The sequence below is a fragment of the Desulfatitalea alkaliphila genome, assembly GCF_022968795.1.
In the GTDB taxonomy this organism is placed as follows: domain Bacteria; phylum Desulfobacterota; class Desulfobacteria; order Desulfobacterales; family Desulfosarcinaceae; genus Desulfatitalea; species Desulfatitalea alkaliphila.
This window is the reverse complement of record NZ_JALJRB010000001.1, coordinates 57,554-79,583: the sequence shown is the minus strand read 5'-3', so window position 1 is coordinate 79,583 and position 22,030 is coordinate 57,554. Positions and strand designations below refer to the sequence as shown.

The 22,030-nt window shown below is 57.1% G+C and carries 16 protein-coding genes; 11 read left to right on the top strand and 5 right to left on the bottom strand.

The window, feature by feature from the left end; all coding sequences use genetic code 11:
- The first annotated feature begins 132 nt into the window (after positions 1–132).
- The 5 genes from MRX98_RS00300 (at position 133) to MRX98_RS00280 (ending at position 7,244) form a co-directional block, all read left to right on the top strand.
- On the top strand, positions 133–699 hold the full coding sequence (locus MRX98_RS00300) for an HdeD family acid-resistance protein (RefSeq protein WP_246902018.1): 567 nt from the start codon (positions 133–135) through the stop codon (positions 697–699).
- 114 nt (positions 700–813) lie between these two features.
- Positions 814–3,072, top strand: a complete 2,259-nt coding sequence (locus tag MRX98_RS00295) for a hypothetical protein (protein ID WP_246902016.1) — start codon at positions 814–816, stop codon at positions 3,070–3,072.
- An 8-nt stretch (positions 3,073–3,080) separates the two neighbouring features.
- Positions 3,081–4,412, top strand: a complete 1,332-nt coding sequence (locus MRX98_RS00290) for a glycosyltransferase (RefSeq protein WP_246902011.1) — start codon at positions 3,081–3,083, stop codon at positions 4,410–4,412.
- A gap of 89 nt (positions 4,413–4,501) precedes the next feature.
- Entirely contained in the window at positions 4,502–6,670 is a 2,169-nt protein-coding gene (locus MRX98_RS00285; RefSeq protein WP_246902006.1) for a heavy metal translocating P-type ATPase, read from the top strand.
- A 34-nt stretch (positions 6,671–6,704) separates the two neighbouring features.
- Positions 6,705–7,244: a YIP1 family protein gene (locus tag MRX98_RS00280; RefSeq protein ID WP_246902004.1), complete on the top strand. Its 540-nt coding sequence runs from the start codon at positions 6,705–6,707 to the stop codon at positions 7,242–7,244.
- A 93-nt stretch (positions 7,245–7,337) separates the two neighbouring features.
- Here the strand turns inward: MRX98_RS00280 and MRX98_RS00275 are convergent, their stop codons facing one another.
- Both MRX98_RS00275 and MRX98_RS00270 read right to left on the bottom strand, forming a co-directional pair.
- Positions 7,338–8,129 carry an ABC transporter permease gene (locus MRX98_RS00275; RefSeq protein ID WP_246902003.1) on the bottom strand — a complete coding sequence of 264 codons (792 nt, stop codon included), beginning with the start codon at positions 8,127–8,129 and terminating at the stop codon, positions 7,338–7,340.
- Positions 8,126–9,034: an ABC transporter ATP-binding protein gene (locus MRX98_RS00270; protein WP_246902001.1), complete on the bottom strand. Its 909-nt coding sequence runs from the start codon at positions 9,032–9,034 to the stop codon at positions 8,126–8,128. Before MRX98_RS00270 ends, MRX98_RS00275 begins: the two co-directional genes overlap by 4 nt.
- A 305-nt stretch (positions 9,035–9,339) precedes the next feature.
- Between MRX98_RS00270 and MRX98_RS00265 the strand changes: the two genes are divergently transcribed.
- Both MRX98_RS00265 and MRX98_RS00260 read left to right on the top strand, forming a co-directional pair.
- Entirely contained in the window at positions 9,340–9,543 is a 204-nt protein-coding gene (locus tag MRX98_RS00265; protein ID WP_246901999.1) for a hypothetical protein, read from the top strand.
- Positions 9,544–9,829: 286 nt separating this feature from the next.
- Complete coding sequence (locus MRX98_RS00260; RefSeq protein ID WP_246901997.1) at positions 9,830–11,467, top strand: ABC1 kinase family protein; 1,638 nt, start codon at positions 9,830–9,832, stop codon at positions 11,465–11,467.
- Positions 11,468–11,566: 99 nt separating this feature from the next.
- On the opposite strand, the gene ligA is transcribed toward MRX98_RS00260, so the two are convergent.
- From ligA to MRX98_RS00245, 3 genes are all read right to left on the bottom strand, one after another.
- Entirely contained in the window at positions 11,567–13,615 is a 2,049-nt protein-coding gene (ligA, locus tag MRX98_RS00255) for an NAD-dependent DNA ligase LigA (RefSeq protein ID WP_246901996.1), read from the bottom strand.
- Between the two features lie 56 nt (positions 13,616–13,671).
- The gene (gene polX / locus MRX98_RS00250; protein ID WP_246901994.1) at positions 13,672–15,393 is read right to left on the bottom strand and encodes a DNA polymerase/3'-5' exonuclease PolX; all 1,722 of its coding nucleotides are present in this window, start codon (positions 15,391–15,393) and stop codon (positions 13,672–13,674) included.
- Positions 15,394–15,521: 128 nt separating this feature from the next.
- Positions 15,522–16,184 (bottom strand): response regulator, encoded by a 663-nt coding sequence (locus MRX98_RS00245; RefSeq protein ID WP_246901992.1) that lies wholly within the window; start codon positions 16,182–16,184, stop codon positions 15,522–15,524.
- A gap of 343 nt (positions 16,185–16,527) precedes the next feature.
- On the opposite strand from MRX98_RS00245, the gene MRX98_RS00240 reads away from it, so the two are divergent.
- The 4 genes from MRX98_RS00240 to MRX98_RS00225 all read left to right on the top strand — a co-directional run bounded on the left by MRX98_RS00240 (position 16,528) and on the right by MRX98_RS00225 (position 22,022).
- A complete protein-coding gene (locus MRX98_RS00240) occupies positions 16,528–17,829 on the top strand; it encodes an N-acyl amino acid synthase FeeM domain-containing protein (RefSeq protein WP_246901990.1) in 1,302 nt (433 codons plus the stop codon).
- 113 nt (positions 17,830–17,942) lie between these two features.
- Entirely contained in the window at positions 17,943–19,091 is a 1,149-nt protein-coding gene (locus MRX98_RS00235) for an adenine nucleotide alpha hydrolase family protein (protein ID WP_246901988.1), read from the top strand.
- A gap of 7 nt (positions 19,092–19,098) precedes the next feature.
- Positions 19,099–20,931 (top strand): AMP-dependent synthetase/ligase, encoded by a 1,833-nt coding sequence (locus MRX98_RS00230; protein ID WP_246901987.1) that lies wholly within the window; start codon positions 19,099–19,101, stop codon positions 20,929–20,931.
- Positions 20,928–22,022: an SDR family oxidoreductase gene (locus MRX98_RS00225; RefSeq protein WP_246901985.1), complete on the top strand. Its 1,095-nt coding sequence runs from the start codon at positions 20,928–20,930 to the stop codon at positions 22,020–22,022. Before MRX98_RS00230 ends, MRX98_RS00225 begins: the two co-directional genes overlap by 4 nt.
- The last annotated feature ends 8 nt before the right edge of the window (positions 22,023–22,030 follow it).

Sequence of the window (22,030 nt, the reverse complement as noted above, 5' to 3'; positions counted from 1 at the left end):
AAAAATACCGGCTTGCCCCCATTTACCTTATGCGGTTTCAGTGATCCAATTGTTGAAATAATAGATGTGCTGCTTTGAGATGATACCCGAAGCGTTAAACCATGAACCAATACATGAGAGGAGGCTTTGTATATGAGCAGTGAAACATTGGTCCGATTTACAGAGATTGAAAGGTCAAACATAGGGGCGATGGCAAAATGGTTCAAAACCATCGGAGTGGTGATGGTGATCATCGGGTTGCTTGCTGTCATTCTTCCCCACATCGCCACCATAACCGTTCAGATTCTCATCGGCATGGTGCTCTTGATTGCCGGTGTTTTGAACTTGACCCATGCCAACACCATTCGCAAATGGCGGTCCGTAACGTGGGAAATCCTACTGTCCGTTCTTTTCCTGATATCGGGGTTCGCGTTTATTGCCTATCCTATCAGGGGTGCGTTTGCATTGACGGGGATACTGGGTATCATTTTCATATTTCTCGGCATATTGAAGATTCAATCCGCCCTGGCATGGCGCGATCGGCCCGGTTGGGGATGGATTCTTTTCAGTGGCCTGATGTCGATATTGTTGGGGGTGATCATTCTTATCGGTCTGCCCGGCACTGCGTTATGGGCCATTGGCCTGATTCTCGGCATTGACCTGATATTCTCGGGTGTTGCCCTGCTCGCCGTGGGCAGCAGGCTGACAAGTCTTATATGATTGACTCCTGGAAGGAAAAATCGGGCGCCAATCGAAAATGCAGAAACATCCTGAAGCAAAATACAGGATTCACCTTATACCGACAATGCATCCAATACGTTTATAGTCAGGATCATGCGTTTATTTAAATGGCTACCATGGAATTATCTGGTGCAGGTCGCTGCCCGGCGCTACGGGGTAATCAACCCCTTGGACATTCTCGCGAAAATGCGAAGTTTTGCCCAGCCGTCCGAAATTGCCGAACCCATTGAGCTCTTGCGGGCGGGTATATTGTTTCATGCCAGGGGATTGATCAACACGCGGGCCATTCAACACAACCTCGACTGGATCTGGCCTTTCTGGGTGGAAAAACAATTCAATCCCAACGATCAATCTTTTATTCCCAGGGCATTTTCCTTTTCCCACGTCAACCTGACCCACCGGAACTGGACAAGTGTGGGCCATCCGGATCTGGCCGTATATCCCATTATCGATCCAAGAGGACTGGTGACGCCGATCCCGGACGGCTGGTCTCTTGATTTCTGGATCATCAGCCCTGAGGGGAAATCGCTGTTTCCCTCTCAAGCCGATCATGCGGATCAGCAGTTGGAGATGGATGATGAGCTGACCGTAACGACCACATGCGGCATAACCGGCAACCGAATCACTTCACGCACTCGTTTGCTCACAACGCCATACCGTCCTGTCCTTGAAATCCTACTGGAAGTGGAAACGGGTCCCGGGGGATGGCTGGTCGTGGCATTGCGGCCATATAATCCCGAAGGGATCCAGTTCATTGAGAACGTGGACCACATCAAAGACGCTTCCGCCTGGCGGGTGAACAAGAAAACCCTTGTGCTGTTTTCAAAGACGCCCGAAAATGTGGTCTTTTCAAACTATCAGAACGGCGATGTGGTACACCATTTGAAACATTGCGGCGATCAGGCCCGAATTGCATGTAGGGTGGGTATGGCAACTGCTGCCGCCGTGTTTCCGGTATCGACGCAGGGCCGGCAATCCCTGGAGATCCACGTTCCGCTGGCAACTGAAATGACGCCCGCCCGTTATTCCGCCATTGTTCAGTCAGGACGGAACTGGGAAAATGTCACCGGCGCGAAGGCGCAATTGTCCATTCCGGATCAACAGATTCAATTTTTGTATCAGGCGGCCATGCGAACCCTGCTCCTGCTGTCATCCAATGAAGTGGTCCCGGGGCCCTATACCTATAACCGTTTCTGGTTCCGGGATGCCTGTTTTATGCTGCATGCGCTTCTGGTGTCCGGTTTTACCGACCGCGCGGCAAAATTGCTCGGCACCTTTCCCGCTAAACAGAAAATGTCCGGTTATTTTCAGTCCCAGGAGGGGGAGTGGGATTCAAACGGCCAGGTGCTCTGGATCATGTGGCGGTTTTTCGAATTGACCGGCCGGCCGTTGCCTGAAAGCTGGTTGAAGCCGATATTGCGGGGTGCGGACTGGATTGAGAAAAAACGGTTGCTGAAACATCCATCCGATCGCCACCATGGATTGCTTCCGGCGGGCTTTTCCGCGGAACACTTCGGGCCCAATGACTATTATTTCTGGGACGATTTCTGGGGCCTGGCCGGTTTCAATGCTGCTGCGCGTCTGGCGGGCCACTATGGCGATGAGGACCACCGGCAAAAATACATGCGGTATGCCGCGGATTTCGACAAGGCGATTGCAAGCAGCATCAACAGAATTCCTGATCATATGTCCAAAGGCGGCTTGCCCGCTTCGCCTTACCGTCGAATGGATGCCGGCGCCATCGGCAGCCTTGTCGCGGATTATCCGCTGCAACTCGCAAAAAAGGGCGATCGGCGCATATTGAATACCGTGGAATTTTTAATGCGCAACTGTTTTCATGAAGGCGCATTTTTTCAGGATATGATTCATTCGGGCATCAATGCTTATCTGACCCTGTCCCTGGCGCAAACCCTTTTGAGGAATGATGATGCGCGGTACGAAGATTTAATCCGGACCATCGCGGATCTGGCATCTCCAACGGGTCAGTGGCCCGAGGCGATACATCCCAGAACCCGGGGCGGATGCATGGGGGACGGCCAGCACGGCTGGGCGGCCGCCGAATGGATTATGATGATTCGCAATCTGTTCGTGCGCGAAGAGGATCAGCACCTGATTCTCGGGTCCGGTATTTTTCCGGAATGGATGGCCGCCGGCCAGTCCATTTCATACGGCCCTTCTCCGACCCCTTACGGAGACGTTTCACTGTCCATCGATTGCGAAAAACCAAAACCGGTACTGACCCTGGACGCTTCCTGGAGAAATCAGCGGCCCGATATCATCATCCAGGTGCCGGGTTATCGCGCACGGAAAACAGCCGACAGGACGGAGTCTTATGAACTGGAGAGGCAATGAAAATATGTATGTTCACCAATACCTACCTGCCTCATGTGGGCGGGGTCGCCAGATCCGTATCTTGTTTTAAGCGGGATCTCCGGAAAATGGGGCATCGGGTATTGATAATGGCCCCGGTTTATACCGATGCCGGCGAGCAGAAAACCGACGACAAAGAAAGTGATGTTGTCCGACTGCCCGCCATCCAGAATTTTAGCGGTAGTGATTTCTCCGTCCGGATTCCCTTGCCGCTGATCGTTTCTGAAAAAATGAATGCATTTGCACCGGATATCATTCACAGCCATCATCCCTTCCTGTTGGGGGACACGGCCATGCGCATGGCGCGAAAATGCAATCTTCCGTTGGTTTTTACCCATCACACGCTCTACGAGCGTTATACCCATTATACGCCGGTCGATTCACCCGCCATGAAACGCTTTGTCATCGAACTCGCCACACGCTATGCCAATCACTGTGACCACGTCATCGCACCCAGTGAAAGCATTCGGCATTTGATCCGGGATCGCGGGGTCGATGCGCCCGTTACCGTCATTCCCACCGGCGTCGATCCGGATTTTTTTGCCGCCGGCGGAGGGGAACTGTTTCGGCAGCGGCACGGCATCGCCACCAATACATTTGTCCTTGGACATATAGGCCGCTTGGCCCCTGAGAAGAACCTGGAATATTTGGCCGGGGCAGCGGCGATCTTTTTAAAGAAACACCGCGGGTCGGTTTTTGTCGTTGCCGGAGAGGGGCCGTCCAATGATGCGATAAGGCGGATCTGCGAACATGAGGGCGTTCAAAAACAGCTGATCATGACCGGTGCCCTGACCGGTAGCCATCTTGCCGACGCCTATGACGCGTTTGATCTTTTCGTGTTTGCATCCAAAACCGAGACCCAGGGCATGGTACTGACAGAAGCAATGGCGGCAGGCGTTCCCGTGATCGCCCTGGATGCTTCCGGTGCCCGCGAAGTGGTCATTGATAAAAAGAACGGCCGGCTGCTGGATGGGAACACATCTGCTGAACAGTTTGCGCAAATTCTCAGTGAAGTATACCGTGACACCGGAACGTTGGAAGAATGGAACAGCGGCGTAAAAGAAACAGCTGCTCATTTCTCCCGCGCAAAGAGCGCCAAAACTCTGGAACACCTATATCAAATCACTTTGCAGGCCTTTCCTGGCCGAAATATGTCCCGGGATAAGGAAATCATGGGCTGGGACAATCTGCTCAAAGCGCTGGAAATCGAATGGGGCTTATTGGTTGAAAAAGCCAGAGCCGTTATCACGGTGGGTACATCGGATTCAAAGAACATAGGCGCTGATGAAGCGGATCCGGAAGGGCAGGGGCCACCCTGCTGACAGGTTTCCTGAAAACGCTGGTTGATGCAGGCAACGTGTCGCTTGTGGCGCTATCAGCCCGATCAAGAGGCCATTCTTAACGCCATTTCTTGCGGGAGGCTGTATTGAACTTACGTAAAACACATTCCCATAAGGATTCGGATGATTCTCGGGGCGAAGATCAATCGGGCAAACACGACAGGTCCGGTCATGATCATGCGTCTGCCGCCAAGGAAAAGAAAGAGGACAAACATCACGGTCACAACGGCCATGGCGAGCATGGCGGCCATGATGCGCACGATGACGGTCATGACAAACATGCCGGTCACGACGTGGCCATGTTTCGCACCCGGTTCTGGGTGTGTCTGATTCTGAGCATCCCGGCACTGATATGGGAGCCCATGCTCCAGGAATGGTTCGGTTACCGCGCGCCGGTATTTCCGGGCGCCGGTATGATACCGGCCGTTTTTGGAACGATTGTTTTCATATACGGCGGCTGGATATTTTTAAAAGGCGCGTTCCACGAGCTTTCCGATCGGCTTCCGGGAATGATGACCCTTATTGCACTGGCCATCAGTGTTGCCTTTTTCTACAGCGTGGCGGTACTGTCGGGCTTTGAGGGCCAACCGCTTTGGTGGGAGCTGGCAACGCTTGTGACCATCATGCTGCTTGGCCACTGGATCGAGATGCGCTCCATTTTTCAGGCAAAGGGAGCGCTCAAAGAGCTGGCCAAACTGTTGCCCGATACGGCGGAGCGTTTGCTTGACGGAGATCGTACCGAGGAGGTGCCGATTGAGGAGTTGCGGGAAGGAGACCTCGTTATGGTGCGTCCGGGTGCGAACATTCCGGTGGACGGCATTGTCCAGGATGGGAAAAGCGCCGTCAACGAAGCCCTGATCACCGGTGAGTCCAAGCCCGTAAAAAAAACGGCGGGGGATCATGTGATTGCCGGTACCGCCAATGGCGAAGGATCGCTGCGGGTTGAGGTGTCCGAAGCAGGAGAAGAAACAGCGCTTGCCGGTATCATGCGCATGGTGGAAGAAGCCCAGGGATCGCGTTCGCGCTCCCAGGACCTGGCGGATCGCGCGGCCTATTACCTGGCGCTGGTGGCCATCGGATCGGCCGGGTTGACGATTGCCGGATGGCTGGCGTTCGGCGCGTCGCTGGACTTTTCCATTACCCGAATGGTCACCGTGCTGGTCATTGCATGTCCGCATGCACTGGGACTGGCGATCCCTTTGGTGATCGCCATATCGACAACGTTGGGCGCCCACGGCGGCCTGCTCGTTCGTGACCGGCGGGGACTGGAGCAAGCGAGAAATCTGCAGGTGATTGTTTTCGATAAGACCGGCACCCTGACGCTGGGAGAACACCGGGTAATAGACGTTGTGACGGCGGAAGGCGTCGATGCTGACGAAGCCCTGCGTTTGGCCGCGGCCGCGGAGCATGATTCGGAGCATCCGATTGCCGGCGCTTTGAGCGAAAGTGCCCGGGAATCGGAGTTGCAGGTTCCGGGTGCCGAGGATTTTCATGCCATTCCCGGTCACGGTGTCGAAGCCCGTGTCGAGGGGCGCGACCTGAAGGTCGGAGGTCCCGCCTTATTAAAAAAATTCTCAATCGATCCTCCCGATGACATTAGAGATGCTGTGAAGCGTTTTTCGGATGAAGGACAGGCCGTTGTCTATCTGATCGAAGGCGATCGTGTGCGCGGTGTGTTTGCCATTGCCGACGCCATACGTCCCGAATCCGTTGATGCGGTGAGAGATCTTCAGAAAGAAAACATGACCGTTGCCATGCTGACGGGGGATTCCCGGGCCGTGGCTGAGGCCGTTGCAAAAAAGCTGGGCATCGATACCGTATTCGCGGAGGTGCTGCCGGATGACAAGGCCTACAAAATAAAGGAACTGCAGCGAGACGGACGGCGGGTAGCCATGGTCGGGGACGGGGTGAACGACGCGCCGGCTTTGGCAACGGCCGATATCGGTATCGCCATCGGCGCGGGAACAGATGTGGCGGTGGAGGCCGGCGACGTGGTTCTGGTGAGAAACGATCCGCGCGACGTAGCGCGGTTCATAAAGCTCAGCCGGGCCACATACCGCAAGATGATTCAGAACCTTTGGTGGGCCGCCGGATACAACATCGTGGCAATTCCCCTTGCGGCGGGCGTGCTGGCGTGGGCCGGGATTTTGCTCGCTCCGGCGGTGGGCGCCATCCTGATGTCCGCTTCTACGGTGATCGTGGCGATCAACGCGCAGTTGTTGAGACGCCTCGAACTATAAACCCGCGCTGGTGCCTAAACCGAAGGAGGTTTGCATGAACAATTTTCTCAATCGCTTGTTACGCGCAGCTAAACTGGATGCCGCGTTGTACGAAGAGGTTGAAGCTGATCCCTCGGCCATGGCCCAGGCCATGGGAGTCGTCGTCCTTTCCAGTGTGGCCGCAGGCATCGGTTCGTTGTCCCAGGGAGGTGGTGTCGCATTTATCGGCGGCATTCTGGGTGCCCTGATCGGCTGGTTCGTTTGGGCTTTTTTAACCTACCTCATCGGCACCAAGGTATTGCCGACGCCCCGGACCCGGGCCGATTACGGCCAATTGCTGCGCACCATCGGTTTTTCCAGTGCACCGGGCCTGATCCGTGTCGTGGGTGTCATTCCAGGCCTGATGACGCTGGTGTTTTTCATCGCCGGCATCTGGATGCTGGTGGCCATGGTGATCGCTGTCCGGCAGGCTTTGGATTATGAGAGCACGCTCAGGGCCGTTGGCGTGTGCGTCATTGGCTGGATTATCCAAATCGCCCTGATGGCCCTGTTCGTCGCGATCTTCGGCACCGGCGGGCAAGCGGCCGGCGCTTGACACCATGCATCGGGCACCCGGCTGGGCTTGATGCCCGTCCTGCCAGGAACCCGCCCACATTCTCAGGCCGTGAACGGATGGATCACAAAGTTGCTAATTGATGAGTCGGCGCTTCATCATCAACAGCCCCAAATAGGTGAAGAGCACCGTGAAAAGCACCAGGTAGGTGACATTGAGAACGGGGTTGGATTCCATGGCGCCGATGCAGAAAAAGCGGGTCAGTTCCACCAGATGATAGAGAGGAAAGATGAGGGTGAAGATAGCGGCCCAGTCCGGAATGCCGGACACCGGAAAGAAGGTGCCCGAGAAGAGAAACATCGGCGTGATGAACAAAAAGATGGGCAGATTGAACATGTCGATGGTGGGGATGATGCCGGTAAAGAACATACCGATGGCGCCGAAAGCCAGCCCACCCAGAAAGGCCAGGGGGATGCAGGCCAGAGCGCCCGGAAAGTTGGCGTAACCGATGGGGATCAGCACGATCAGCATCAAGGACACGGCGGCTGCGGCTTTGGATGCGGCCCATACGATCTCGGCCACGATGATCTCTTCCAGGCTGATGGGCGTTGCCAGAATGCCGTCGAATGTCTTTTGGTAGTACATGCGCACGAAAGACGTATAGGTGGTTTCAAAGAAAGCATTCCACATACAGGCCGTTGCCACAAGGGCCGGTGCCATGAAGCGGGTGTAGGCCAAATCCAAACCGGCATACGATACCCCGCCGATCAGCCCCGAAAACCCCAGTCCGAAGGCGAGGATGTAAAAACCGGGTTCGAGCAAAGGCACGATAAAGTTCACCTGCCAGATGCGGCGGTAGGTGATCAGATTCCGAAACCAGATGTGGCGGAAGCGTGGCGAGATGGCGGACAGTTGAATTCGGCTCATTCGCGAAGTTCCCTTCCGGTCAGTCGCAGGAAGACATCCTCGAGATTGCCCGCGCGAAATTGGCAGGCGTCCATGCAAAATCGGTCGCGTATATCGTTTTCCAGATTACCATCGCTTGCGGCGTAGACGATCATGCGTTCACCCAGGTCGTCATGCTTGACATCGTGATCCTTGACATAGGTTCTGAGCTGTTCATCGGCGCCCTCGATTTCGATGACATTCTCGGCTGCATGTTCGACAATCAGATCCCGCGGCCGGCCTTGGGCGATGATTCGTCCGTTGTCCATTATCAGCAGGCGATCACACAGGCTCTCGGCTTCATCCATATAGTGTGTCGTCAACAGCATGGTCAGCCCCTTTTTTTTGAGTGCCGTCAATCGGTTCCACATCTGATGGCGGGACTGGGGATCGAGCCCGGTGGTCGGTTCGTCCAGAATGAGCAGTGCCGGTTCGGCCATGATCGCACGGGCCAATTGCAGCCGTCGTGCCAAGCCGCCCGACAATTCCATCACCTTGGCATGACGCTTGTTGGTCAGGGCGAAAAATTGGAGCAGTTCCTCGGCCCGCTCCCGGGCCTTGTGTTTGTTCATCTCAAAATAGCGAGCATAAAGCAGCAAGTTTTGCTCCACCGTCAAATCGGGATCCAGGGTGTTTTCCTGCTGACAGATCCCCAGCCCTGATCGGATCCGGCGCCAGTCGGTGACGATATCCAAACCAAAAACCTTCATTTGCCCGCTGGTCACCGGAGAAAAGCCGTAAATCATGCGAATGGCCGATGTTTTACCTGCCCCGTTGGGACCCAGAAAACCGAAGAATTCGCCCTTTTCGACGGTAAAATGTACGCCGTCCACCGCGGTCAGATCGCCGAACCGTTTTACCACGCCTATGGCCTCTATAATATGCATACGGCATCCTTGCGAGGTAATGGTGTTGCCATCAATGCTATAAATTATCGATAAACTAATCCATTAATCATGCGATGGCAATTGACCGGCAGGATTTTTCCTTCGTCCCCTCCCGCCGGTTGCCCATTTATGCTTGTCAAAAACGGCGTTCACCGAGCTGCCAAGGGTGTGCCACGCGATATCGATGCAAAAATACGCTTATCCGGCTGCACAGATAAGGGAAATGCCCTATGGTGCCGACCTCGATTTGCATTTAATATGTCACAAGTATCGCGCGTTCGTTTTGGAAGCCAAAAGGAGGTATTATGCGTTTCAATTGTATGCCGGAGAAGATTTCAAAGGCAGCCATCGGCATTGTCTTTTGCCTGCTCGGCTTGGGGATGGTGGTCCTCGGGTTGACCATCTTGCCCTACATCGGGTTATTCATCGCCGTTCCTTTTTTTGTCCTGGCCTTTTACTTCTTCCGTTCCCATTTGACGGAGAGCTGTGAAATCAAGACGGGTTCCTGATGCAATGCGATCTCGATGTTCGTCGTTTGACATTTGGAAGGGGCGATCGTGCGGCACAAGACCACAAAAACATTCCATAAGGATCCGGCATAGCAATATCGCATGATCTCATGACACCCCATGGCTTGGGCGGCAATCTCACAGGGGGTGGTGGGTGGAATTTTGTGCCCGAAGAACGTCATCCGATACTCAGGTTCCGTGGTGGGTGCCTCGCGCTGCTGCAACACCCCTTCTTCCCGATGGTTTCGCCTGGAGTGCCGGGCTGAAATGGCTTATGTCAGGTAATATGAATCTTACGCCGACCATCAGTCCATTACGCTTCAAAGAGATCGTGGGCGCCTTTGTCAAATACGGTTTCGAAGACGTCATGGGCTTTCTGCACCTGCCGGGCAAACGCACCGCGCAAAAAGTGACCAAAGTGCCCGAAGGGCTGAGCCCCTATGAACGTATCCGCATGGCCTTCGAGGAATTGGGCCCCACATTCGTCAAATTCGGTCAAGTCATGAGCCTGCGCTCCGATCTGCTTCCCCGCTCTTTGATCGTAGAGCTGGAACGGCTTCAGGACAATGCCGCCCCCGTGGATTGGGAGAAAATGCGGGCGGTTCTCGAGGAAAACCTGCCACTTCCGGTGGACAATGTGTTCGTCCGATGCGAGCGGCAGCCCATGGCCTCGGCGTCGCTTTCACAGGTGCACCGGGCGGTGCTGCAGGCCGACGGCCGTGTCGTGGCCCTTAAAATACAGCGGCCCGGCATCCGCGCCGATATTGATCGCGACTTGGACATCTTCAACTTCATCGCGCGGCGTCTCCATGAACGTGTGGAAAGCCTGCAGATCTACAATTTGCCGGGTATGGTCGACTTGCTGCGCAAAACCCTGGACCGGGAGCTCAATTTCCTGCGTGAAGCCCGGTACATGAATGTTGCCCGTGAGCAGCACATGGATCTGCGTGGCATCTTCATACCGGCGGTGGTGCGCGAACTGAGCAGCGAAAAAGTGCTGGTCATGGATCATGTGGAAGGATGGCGGCCGGGCGATGGCGTTACAGCGGACGCGCCGCATTTGGCCCGCATCGGTTTGGCGGCCTCGATCCGACAAATCCTGGAGAACGGATTTTTCCATGCCGATCCCCACCCCGGCAACATGCTGATCATGGGCAACGAGACACTCGCACTTCTCGATTGGGGCATGGTGGGACGTCTGACACCCAAGGATCGCAATGATATGATCGATTTGATCGGCGCCGTGGTCAGCAGGGACAGCGACGATCTGGTGGATGCCATTCTGACGCTCAACAGTGCGCCGATGAACATTGACCGCCGATCCCTGCAGATCGATGTGATGGAGTTGCTCGACATGCACAGCGTCGCCGCGGTGGAGGAAATCAACCTGGGCATGTTGCTGCTGGACATCAGCGACCTGCTGCGCGCGCACCGCCTGCAGGTGCCGCTGGACCTGTATTTGATGATCAAAGCCCTGGTCACCGCCGAAGGCACGGCACGGCTGATCGATCCCAAACTGGACATTATCGCCGAAATCGAGCCTCACCTGCGGCGGTTGGCCTTGGCCCGCTTCAAACCGACCCGCATCTGGCAACGGTTTCAGTCCATGGCCTTCAAACTGGTCACTTCCCCTATCCAGTTTCCCCGTCAAGTGGCGGAGGTGGTGGAAAAGATGCAACGCGGTGAACTGCGGTTGCGATTCGAACACCACAACCTCGGCGATATGCGGCTGACGCTCGAAAAAACCTTCAGCCGTCTGACGCTGGGCATCATCGCCGGCGCCACAATCATCGGCTCGTCCCTGCTGCTGGTGACCGAACTGCCACCCAAGGTCGCCGGATATTCCTTGTTGGGCCTGATCGGCTACCTGTTCGCCGGTTTGATGGCCCTGTGGGTGGTTTACGATATTCTGCGCAACCGGTGATCCTGTTTACAAGTGAAAATGGCCAGGCCGGTTTGCTCCGAGCTTAGGCCGGCATGGAACTGTAGTCGCGGGACAACATGAGGTCGTCGAAATCAATTGCTACGAGACGAGCTTTTTGAACCCATCTTCATCGATGATGGGGATGTTCTGTTTGCGGGCCTGCTCGTATTTGCTTCCAGGATCGTGTCCTGCCACCATGTAATCGGTGTTGCCGCTTACGCTGGAAGTGGCACGTCCACCCAAAGCCGCCACCTTTGCCTCGGCTTCCGTTCGGGTGTATTCATCCAGTTTGCCGCTGAAAACGAAGGTTTTGCCTTCCAAAGGTCGGGATCGCCCCGCATCCGTCGTGCCGACCACCTGCACCCCGGCCTGCTCGAGACGCGCGAGTACCTGTCGGTTGTCATCCTGCCCGAAAAAGGACGTCACGCTTTGCGCGATTTCCGGTCCGATCTCCGCAATGGCTTCCAGCTCCGACCGATCGGCGCGCGCCAATCGGTCGAAATGCGCGAATGTTTCCGCCAGGATGCGTGCGATCCGCTGTCCAACGTGTCGGATCCCCAGGGCGTAAATAAAACGGTCTAACCCGGGGCGGGTGCGGGCTTGGATCGCCTGATGAAGTTGACGGGCCGATTTTTCAGCAAACCCGGTCAACTTTAGAAAATCGGCTTCCGTGAGACGGTAGAGATCGGAAATGTCTTTGACCAGTTCTCTATGCACCAGTTGCGCCGCGGTTTTTTCCCCCAACCCGTCGATGTTCAGTGCGGGCCGCGACGCGTAATGAATAATGGCGCCGATCAATTGCGCGGGACATTGCAACCGATTGGAACAGAAATGGTAGGCTCCTTCCTTGTGGACACGCCCATGGCAGGCCGGACATTGACTCGGCATGGCGAAAGGATCGCCACGTGCTTTTCCCGGCCGATCGACACGTTCCACAACCTCCGGGATCACATCGCCGGCCCTGGCAATGCGGACCTGGTCACCCGGCCGGACATCTTTCCTTTTGACTTCGCTCTCATTGTGCAGCGTCGCCCGGCTGACCGTAACGCCCCCCACGTCCACCGGTGCGAGCAGCGCTACGGGCGTCAGTATACCGGTACGACCGACCTGCACGACAATATCCTCGAGGGTCGTCACCTCCTCCTTGGGCGGAAACTTCCAGGCAAATGCCCAGCGCGGACTCCGGTGGCGCACCCCCAGGCGCTCGCGTTGCGCATAATCGTTCAGCTTGATCACGAGGCCGTCGATGTCCCACTCGATATGGGCCCTTTCTTCGGCCAGGTTGTTTCGATAGGACTTGATCTGCTCCAGGGAGCGAACTTTTTGGTTGCGATCATATGTTTTGAGGCCCCATTCGGAAAGTTGTTTCAACATTTCCGAGTGGGTGGCCGGCATGCCACCGTCGGTAGAAAGAATTTCATAGAAGACAATATCCAGCGGTTTTCCGGCCACATTCTTGGGATCGAGTTGGCGCATGGTCCCCGCCGCCGCATTGCGCGGGTTGGCGAAAGGCGCTTCCCCCTGTTCGATGCGCCGTCGATTGAGCTGCTGAAAACCTTTTCTGAGCATGAATACCTCTCCGCGCACAGAGAGGGTGTCCGGAGCGTCGTTTCTCCGCTGTAAACGCAACGGGACGGCGGCAATGGTTTTCAAGTTGTGGGTGATGTCTTCCCCCGCCTGTCCATCCCCCCGTGTGGCGCCGTATTTCAGAACGCCGCGGTCATAGACGATCTCCACCGAAAAGCCATCGAACTTGGGCTCCAGTACAAACGCTGTCTCTTCATCCCCGACATTTCGGCGCACGAAGTCAATAAAGCGGGCGACGTCGGCTGCTTCCAGGCCTGCGTCGAGACTGAGCATGGGAGCGCAATGGTTGATTTTTTTCAATCGGCTGACCGCTGCGGCACCCACACGCCGGGTGGGGGATGTTTCGGACTGCAATTCCGGAAAAGCCGATTCCAGTTCCTGAAGGCGCCGGAAGAGTTTGTCATAAAGGGCATCGGCGATGACGGGTTGATTTTTCACATAATAGCGATAATCATGAAATTCGATCCCCTCGCGCAATGCCTTGACCTCGCGTTGCGCCTCCTCCCCGCTCATGGCGTCGACATCCTTGAACGTTTCAGGCGGGTTTCTTTTGTAATCCATTGCCGAACTCCTTGGCCCGAAAGGGAACATCCGGTCCGGGGTGATGCCGCGGCCTATTAGCGCTTCATCATGGCTTTGAGTTCGCTCAAGCCGCGGGTATTGATCACATCGTCCGCCTCAAGCCACCCTCGTCTCGCCTGATCGACCCCGAAACGGATGAAGTCCAGATTGGCGGGGCTGTGGGCATCCGTCGAGACGGCCAACTTGAGCCCCATCTCTTTGGCCATGCGACAATAGCGATCGGCTAAATCCAACCGGTCCGGATTGGCGTTGATTTCCAGAAAGCACCCCCGTTCGATAGCCGCGGTCATGACCTTTTCCAGATCCACCGCGTAGGGTTTGCGCTCGTTGATCAGACGCCCCGTCGGATGGGCGAGGATATTGAAATAGGGATTGTCCATGGCCCGGATAATACGGGCCGTCTGCTTTTTCCGAGACAGGCGATGGTTGTAGTGCACAGAACAGACGCGGAGGTCGAGCCTTTTCAGGATATCATTGGGAAGATCCAGTGAACCATCTTCGAGGATATCTACCTCGATCCCTTTGAGCAGTATGATCCCTTCGAGTTCTTCATTAAGGCGGTCGATTGCTTCAATCTGGCCGGCGAGTCGTTCGACATTCAATCCCCTGGCCATGGCCACCTTCTTCGAATGTTCGGTGATGGCCAGGTATTCATAACCGCGACGTTTGGCGGCTTGCGCCATCTCCTCGAGACTGCTTTGACCGTCCGTGGCGATGGTGTGACTGTGCAAATCGCCGCGCAGATCTTTCAATGCCACCAGTTCGGGCAACCGGCCTTTTCGGGCCGCCTGCAATTCTCCCTGATTTTCACGCAGCTCCGGTTCAATGTAGGGCAGCCCCACTTTTGCGTATACCTCCTTTTCGGTTCTGCCCGCTATTCGCTTGTCGCCTTTGAAGACGCCGTATTCGTTGATTTTATATCCTTGCTTGACCCCCAATTTGCGAATGGCGACAGTGTGGCTTTTGGATCCGGTGAAATAGTGCAGTGCGGCACCGTAGCTCACTTCGGGCACTACGCGCAAATCCACTTGCAGACCCGACCGCAATGCCACGGTGGAGCGCGTTTTCCCCTGCGATAACACCTTGTGGATATCATCGTAAGCCAAAAAATGTTTCATTGCCCCGGATCCTCGCTTACTGGTCACCAGGATGTCCAAATCGCCCACGGTGTCCTTTTTGCGTCTGAAACTGCCGGCAACGGTGATTGCCTTGATCGCCTTTGCCTTTTTCAAAAAGGTGGTCAGGTTCGTCGCCGCCTGCTCCGCTTCAAACAATTTGATGCGTGCATCGTCTTGCCGATTTGCCCTGCGGAGCTCCTCGAGGATCACCTGCTCGCTTTTTTTGCCGAAGCCTTCCAGTTCCTGAACCTTGCCCTTTTCGGCCGCATCTTTCAATGCTTCGCGGGAAGTAATGCCCAGTTCCTGGTAAAGCGTTTTGACCCGCTTAGGGCCCAAGGTAGCGATGCGCATCAAACGACTCAATTCACCCGGAGTTTTGGCCTCGGTTTCTTCCAATTGCGAAAGGCGCCCGGTTTCGACAATTTCCCTGATCTTGTCGGCAAGATCCTTGCCGATTCCTGTTAATGCCGTCAGGTCCTCACCCGCTATGACCATATCGGATACGCTGCGGCCGAGATTTGCAACTTTCCGGGCGGCATTGCGGTACGCACGGACCCTGAACGGATTGGCCCCTTCGATTTCAAGAAGATCGGCTAGTTTATTGAATATGTGCGCGATATGAGCATTTTGGGTGGGCATTTCAAATCCATTTTTCGCGCGCCCTAAGCGCAAGCGTCCTTCGTATCGCAGAGAGCCAAAACAAGGGGGAGGGGGGCGTTCATTTGCGCGCTATCGGCGCGGGCGTTACAGGGCAGTGGCGTCAGCTGCTATACCTTGGGACTGACCAATCCCTTTTCAATAGCATAAGCGGTCAAAGCGGCCACATGATGCAAGTCCAGCTTGCCCATGAGGTTGGAGCGGTGTTTTTCGACGGTTTTGACGCTGATGTTAAGTAAATCTCCGATCTCTTTGTTCGCGTGGCCTTCCGCCAGGAGTTTGAGTACCTCCTTTTCCCGCTGTGTAATAGTGTCCCATTTGGTCGTTTTTTTCATGGATTGTCGCCCTTCAAGATACCCCTCCATGACGTCATCGGCTATCCCGGGGCTAATGTATGTCTTTCCCTCCAACACGCTGTCGATGGCAAGCAGCAGTTCTTGGCGGCTGGCATCCTTGATGCAGTAACCTTTGGCGCCGGCCTTGAATGCTTCCAGCACATGTTGATCCGATTCGTGGATGGTCAACACCAATATCTTGATTTCGGGAAACAGGGTGGATACCTCGTTGATAACACTGATGCCGCCGAGTCGCGGCATGGAAAGATCCAGGATTAAAAGATCCGGTAAAAAGTTTCTCACGGTTTTTATTGCTTCAAGGCCATCCCGCGCTTCTGCGACCACCTCGAGCGCTCCATGGGATGTCAACATCGATTTCAATCCTTCCCTGAAAAGACGGTGGTCCTCTGCAATGACAACCTTGGTTTTCGGGTTCATCGGCATGCTCCGTTGTTCGTTGTGATTCTCAAGGCATTCTAAGCGGTTTCAGCCATTTTGTAAACAAAGAAGCTCAGGGAAAAGGGGACGTTCTCCTCCTTGGAGCGCAAGACCATTGACCCTCAATACGGGCTGTGGCATAGTGCGTTGTGGGTGGCAAAACTGCGGTGTGTCGCGCACCTGTTGTTTTGCTGCTCCCTTCCTTCGGCACTGATTCTGAACAGCAGGCTTCTGGTCTGAACTTGTATTGTCGCGCTCCTCGGTGTTGCCGGGCCCGCCTTTTCGGGCACGGTGGATGGTGTGTGTTTGGGTTTGAACACATCGAAAAGGAGGTGCCTTTTCCATGGTATGGAAGATGATGCGCAAGGTCATGTTCACAGCGCTGCGTCGATCGCCCAAGGTGCTGCGGGACCGTGTTTTCCGGTCCCGCCTGAATTTGAAACCATTGTCCCGCGGCTTGGTCTTTGAAATCGCCCGCAGCCGGTCCGATCTGGACAAGGCGTTTCAATTGCTGCATGACGCTTATGTTAAGGAGGGCTTCAGCAAACCCCACATCAGTGGACGACGGGTCACCGATTATCACGCCCTGCCGTCAACGACCACATTGCTGGCCAAATGCAAGGAGGAGGTGGTCGCCACCATATCGGTGATTCGGGACGGCCCTTTTGGTTTGCCGGCCGATGCGGTCGCCGATTTTTCCGGTTGTCGCGCCCGTGGCGAGCGTCTGGGCGAGGTTTCGTCCTTGGCCATCAACCCGCGCTTCCGGGGCCGATCCGGAGAGGTGATGTTTCACCTGTTCAAGTACATGTTGCACTACAGCATGTACTTCTTCGGGCTGGACCGTTTCGTGATCGTGGTCAATCCCAATCGCATCACCCTTTACGAATCGATTCTGGCCTTCAAGCGCATCCCCGCCGCCACCGTGCGCACCTATTCTTTCGCCAACAACGCACCGGGGGTGTGCGCCACCTTGGACTTGATGCACTTGGAGCAGAATTTCCAGCGGATATACGCCGGCCGCCCGCAGCGTCGCAATATCTATCAATTTTTCTTCGGGCCTTACAGCCTTGCGGAAAAGCGCCAGTTCCGCTTTCCCGAGCGGCGCTACTACACGGCGATGGATCCGGTGATGAGTCCCGACATCATGAATTACTTTTTCAACCAGTGCACCGATTTCTTCTGCCATCTCGATTCGCGCAAGGTGGGCATTTTGCGTCATATCTACCAGGAACAAGCCTATGCGTCGGTCTGGCCCCGGCACATGTTCGCCGAAACGGCGCGCGACAGGGGCCATCGGCGTTTTGATGTGACCTGCAACGCCGTAATCGTCGGCTGTTCGGGAGAGGGAAGTGTGTTGCCGGTGCTGGATGCGTCTCGTGCAGGCCTGCGCCTGCGTGCCGACATGCCCCTGCGCTATCTGGACCGCTCGCTGCTGGAGGTGGCCGTGGGGCGCAGCAAACGGGCGCGCGTGGTGGCCGATTGCCGCTGGCGCAATGGTGCCACCGTCGGCCTGCGCGTGGTTTCGGCCGATACCGACTGGCATCGATTCATTGACTATATGGAAAATCGCATGGCCCGCATGGCCGAGGCCGGCACATCCGGCGGCGCCGACGCATCCGCGGAGCCGCTGGCGCAGATGGCGTGACGCCGTCGGTGTGGGCAGGGTTACGGATTGATGGGTGCATGTTTTTGGTTTGGCTTTTGACCGCGCAGGGGTATACTCGCTGCATTGCTTTCATCCCATAGGAGTTGTCATTCATGCTTGCCGCCGATCACGTTGTTCGTGAAGTTCGCCTGCTGGAGTTTTTCATTCGTCATCTTTGGCCGTTCTACCGCTTGTTCGTGCGCAATTTGCTGACCCCTCGCTGCCGCCGTTGCATTCTGCCGGAGAGTTATACGCCCTTGGTGGGTGGCATCTGTTTTTACTGCCGTGAGACGAATAGCACGCCCCCCGCGGCCGTTAAGCGCGACAAGGCTGAAATGGCGCGGGCCTTTGATGCGCTCATCCAACAGCGCATCGCGCAACAGGACCCGGCATACCACATCATGCTGTTGTTCAGCGGCGGCAAGGACAGCTGCTACATGCTGCACCGACTGCGCCAAACATACCCGGCCCTGCGCATATTGGCCGTGACCGTGGACAATACGTTCATGAGCCCGGTGGCCATGGAAAACGTTCGTGAACTCATTCGTCGCTTTGATGTGGATCATCTGATGCTGCGACCACGGGCGGCCACCATGGAGAAAATGTTTCGCTACGCCATTACCCATCTCAATGCAAAGGGGTGCGCCGGCACGGTGGATCAGTTCGATGGCGATTTCTTTTCCGACCTGGCGCGCAACCTGGCCGCCCGCATGGAGATCCCCTATATCTTCTGGGGGCTTTCGCCGACACAACTGGAGCAGATTCTGGGGCTCGACGACTTCCTCACCGACCCGGCGGACGAGGCCCGGCCGCGGGAAGCGGTGGCCGGCATCCGCTTGCGCGACGTCTTCGACGAGGAGGAAATGCACTACTGGTGGAACGGTCCGGCCTGGCCCTCGGATCGCCGACCGCAGATGGTCTTTCCGTTCCAGGTGTGGGACCTGCCCGAGACCTTCATCAAAAAGGAGGTGGGGCGCTTGGGGTTGATGCCCCGCGGGGATGAAAGCCCCTTGATGACCAACCACCAGCTGATACCCCTGATGGGCATCGTCGACATGGTGCAATTGGGCTACTCCTCCTTCGAGCCGGAGTTCGCCGCCATGGTGCGCCGGGGCCAGGCGGACAGGACCTATTGGCTGCACCTTTTCGAGACCATGGAGTACGCTGCCCGCAGCGGCCGCTTTTTAGGAAAATCCATCGACGAAATCCTGGACCGGCTTTCACTGCAACGCGCCGATCTGGGCCTCAAAGGCGGGCGCTGAAAGAGATATGGGTTGGGATTGGGAAACCATACCGGCGCTGCTGGCGATGCGGGTTCGGGCGACGCCCGGCGATACGGCCTTCATGGAAAAGGGCGACGATGGCCGGTGGCGCCCTGTTCGCTGGGACGCCTTCGAAGCCGCCGTTGGCGATCTGGCTTTGCGGTTGCAGGCGCTGGGCCTGGCCGCCGGCGACAGGGCGGCCATCCTGATGCCCAACGGCCTGCAGTGGGAGCGATTGCAGCATGCCGTGTATCGCCTGGGGGGCGTGGTGATCGGTCTGGACTTGAACGATCCGCCTGCCCGTATCGACGACATCTTTTCCCTTTGCCGGCCCACCCTGTTGTTCGTCGACCGCATGGAGCGCTTGCAACAACTCTCCCCCGAGGCCTGCCGCCGCCTGCGCCGGATCGTCGTCCAACATGAAGATGGGGCGCCTCCCCGCTCGCAAACACCTTTGCATTTCCTGGACCGTTTACCGGCTTCCGCCGCCGATGCTTTGCCGGTGCAGGTGGACCCCGATGCCGTCGCCACCATTCTGCTGACCTCCGGCACCACCGGCCGTCCCAAGGCGTTCTCCTATCGGCATCGCCAACTGGCTGCGGCCGTAAAAGCCATTGTGCGCCATTTCGATGAACTGCCCGCACAGGCCCATACGGCTTGCTGGTTGCCCTTGGCCAATCCTTTCCAGCGCATTATCAATTTCTGCGCGGTGGCAATGAACTGGAAGGCGTTCATGGTGCCGGCGCCGGCTGCCATCATGGAGGCGGTGCCGCGGATCACTCCCCACATCTTTGCCGCCGTGCCACGCTTTTACGAAAAATTGATGGACGGCATCCAGCGGCGCATCGACCATATGGCCCTCCCACAGCGTGCCCTGGTGCAATGGGGGGTGCGCACGGGGCGGCGGTACCGGCAAACCCTGGCGCGCGGGGAGCGGCCGACACCGCTTTTGCGATGGCGGCACCGGCTGGCCGATGGCTTGGTGTTGCGTCGTATCCGCAATATCATGGGGGACCGGTTGCGATACGGCATCAGTGGATCGGCCGCCATGCCGCTCGCATTGAGCCAAGCCTTCGAGGGCTTGGGGTGGCCTGTTCTGGAGGCCTACGGCATTAGCGAAAACATTGTCCCCATGGCCATGAATGTGCCCGGCGCCATTCGTTTGGGCAGTGTCGGACGGCCTTTGTCCGAAAACACCCTTCGGTTGGCCGCCGATGGCGAGATCCTGGTCAAGGGTATCGGTGTCGCGGCCGAGGCGATCCCGGTGACCCATGATGGTTTCCTTAGAACCGGCGACCTGGGCCGTCTGGACGCGGATGGCTATCTGTGGCTGACCGGTCGCAAGGCCGATCTGTTCAAGCTTTCCACGGGGCGCAAGGTGACACCGGCGGCCATCGAGGCGGCCCTGGAGACCATCGAGGATGTGGATTTCGCCGTGGCCGCCGGGGCGGATCGCCGTTATGTGACGGCGCTGCTCAACCTGACTTCGGAGCGCTGGCAACGCCTGCAGCAAACCCACAACGGGACACAAGGCGCGCTGGATCATTTACGCAATTCGGCGCGGCAGGCCTGTGCCCATCTGCCCGTCTACTGCCGGCCGGTGGACATCGCGGTGGTGCAGCAACCGTTCACCCACCAGACCGGAGAGCTGACAACCAATATGAAATTACGGCGCATGTTTGTCTTGGAAAAATATGCCGGAGTGCTGGAGCCCCTCTACCGGCGTCGTGGCGATGCATCCCCCATGGACGCCGGTCAGCGATTCGATGCATCTGCCGGCACCATACCCACGCCGGGCGAACCGACCGGGCAACGGACGGGAAAGGTCGGCGACAAGTGACGGCCCATTACTTTTTAACCGGCGGCACGGGTGCCGTCGGCAGCGCCTTTCTGCAACGCATGGCCGTCGGCGATGCCCGCATCACCCTGCTGCTGAGGGCGGCGACACCCTCCGCGGCGCAAGCCCGCATGGTCCATTTGCTGGCCCAGTACCGCATCAATGCGGCGCCGGATCGCATTCATGCCGTGGCAGGGGACCTGCAGCAGCCGCGTCTCGGGCTGTCCGCCGCGGATCATGCCCACATCGTCGGCCACTGCACCCACCTGGTGCACTGCGCCGGCAATGTGCGCATGAATCTGCCGCTGGCCGCCGCCCGTGACGAAACCTTGGGCATGACACGCCGCATCTTGTCCCTGAGGGATGCCATGGGGGGACGTGCGCCGCTGGCCTATGTCAGTACCGTGGGCGTGGCCGGACACATGACCGGAGAGGTCCCGGAGAACTGGCTGACCCGGCCGCGTGTCTTCCGCAACACCTACGAGGCCGCCAAGGCCGAGGCCGAGCAGCTGGTGCGGGCCGCCGGCGACGCCCGCCGGCCCATTACCGTCATCCGGCCGAGCATGGTGGTGGGCGATTCCCGCAGCGGCCATGCCGGCACCTTTCAAGTGTTTTACCATTTGTGCGAATTTCTCAGCGGTGCGCGGACCATGGGCTGGATTCCAAAGGTCGGCGACATGCGGCTGGACATCATACCGTGCGATTATGTGGCGGCGGTGCTGGAAACGGCCCTGTGCACGGCTCCGCCGACACCGCCCATTCTCCATGCCTGCGCCGGACCCGCGGGTGCCGTACCATTGACCCACCTGATTCGGCGAGTGCGCAGCCGTTTCGCCGCCCACGGACGCCGTTTGCCGCCGCTGCGCCAGGTGCCGTTGCCCCTCTACCAGGGGTTGTTGCGTCTGGCACGCCCCATGGTCACCCGCCGCCATCGCCGTCGCTTGGACGCGCTGCCCTTTTTCTTCGCCTACCTCAAGGAACGGCAGTGGTTTGCCAACAGCCGCACCTTGGCCCATTTCGCCTCACAAAGCCTTGCGCCGCCCCATGCGGACAGCTATCTGGATCGGGTTTTGGATTACTATCTGGGACGATAGGGGACGCC

Excerpts from the sequence above, each read along its gene's own strand:
- MRX98_RS00260 (WP_246901997.1), top strand. The coding sequence starts at position 9,830 with ATGAATCTTACGCCGACCATCAGTCCATTACGCTTCAAAGAGATCGTG.
- MRX98_RS00295 (WP_246902016.1), top strand. The coding sequence starts at position 814 with ATGCGTTTATTTAAATGGCTACCATGGAATTATCTGGTGCAGGTCGCT.
- MRX98_RS00300 (WP_246902018.1), top strand. The coding sequence starts at position 133 with ATGAGCAGTGAAACATTGGTCCGATTTACAGAGATTGAAAGGTCAAAC.
- MRX98_RS00230 (WP_246901987.1), top strand. The coding sequence starts at position 19,099 with ATGGGTTGGGATTGGGAAACCATACCGGCGCTGCTGGCGATGCGGGTT.
- MRX98_RS00275 (WP_246902003.1), bottom strand. The coding sequence starts at position 8,129 with ATGAGCCGAATTCAACTGTCCGCCATCTCGCCACGCTTCCGCCACATC.
- polX (WP_246901994.1), bottom strand. The coding sequence starts at position 15,393 with ATGCCCACCCAAAATGCTCATATCGCGCACATATTCAATAAACTAGCC.
- MRX98_RS00265 (WP_246901999.1), top strand. The coding sequence starts at position 9,340 with ATGCGTTTCAATTGTATGCCGGAGAAGATTTCAAAGGCAGCCATCGGC.
- MRX98_RS00280 (WP_246902004.1), top strand. The coding sequence starts at position 6,705 with ATGAACAATTTTCTCAATCGCTTGTTACGCGCAGCTAAACTGGATGCC.
- MRX98_RS00270 (WP_246902001.1), bottom strand. The coding sequence starts at position 9,034 with ATGCATATTATAGAGGCCATAGGCGTGGTAAAACGGTTCGGCGATCTG.
- MRX98_RS00240 (WP_246901990.1), top strand. The coding sequence starts at position 16,528 with ATGGTATGGAAGATGATGCGCAAGGTCATGTTCACAGCGCTGCGTCGA.
- MRX98_RS00235 (WP_246901988.1), top strand. The coding sequence starts at position 17,943 with ATGCTTGCCGCCGATCACGTTGTTCGTGAAGTTCGCCTGCTGGAGTTT.
- MRX98_RS00290 (WP_246902011.1), top strand. The coding sequence starts at position 3,081 with ATGTTCACCAATACCTACCTGCCTCATGTGGGCGGGGTCGCCAGATCC.
- MRX98_RS00245 (WP_246901992.1), bottom strand. The coding sequence starts at position 16,184 with ATGAACCCGAAAACCAAGGTTGTCATTGCAGAGGACCACCGTCTTTTC.
- ligA (WP_246901996.1), bottom strand. The coding sequence starts at position 13,615 with ATGGATTACAAAAGAAACCCGCCTGAAACGTTCAAGGATGTCGACGCC.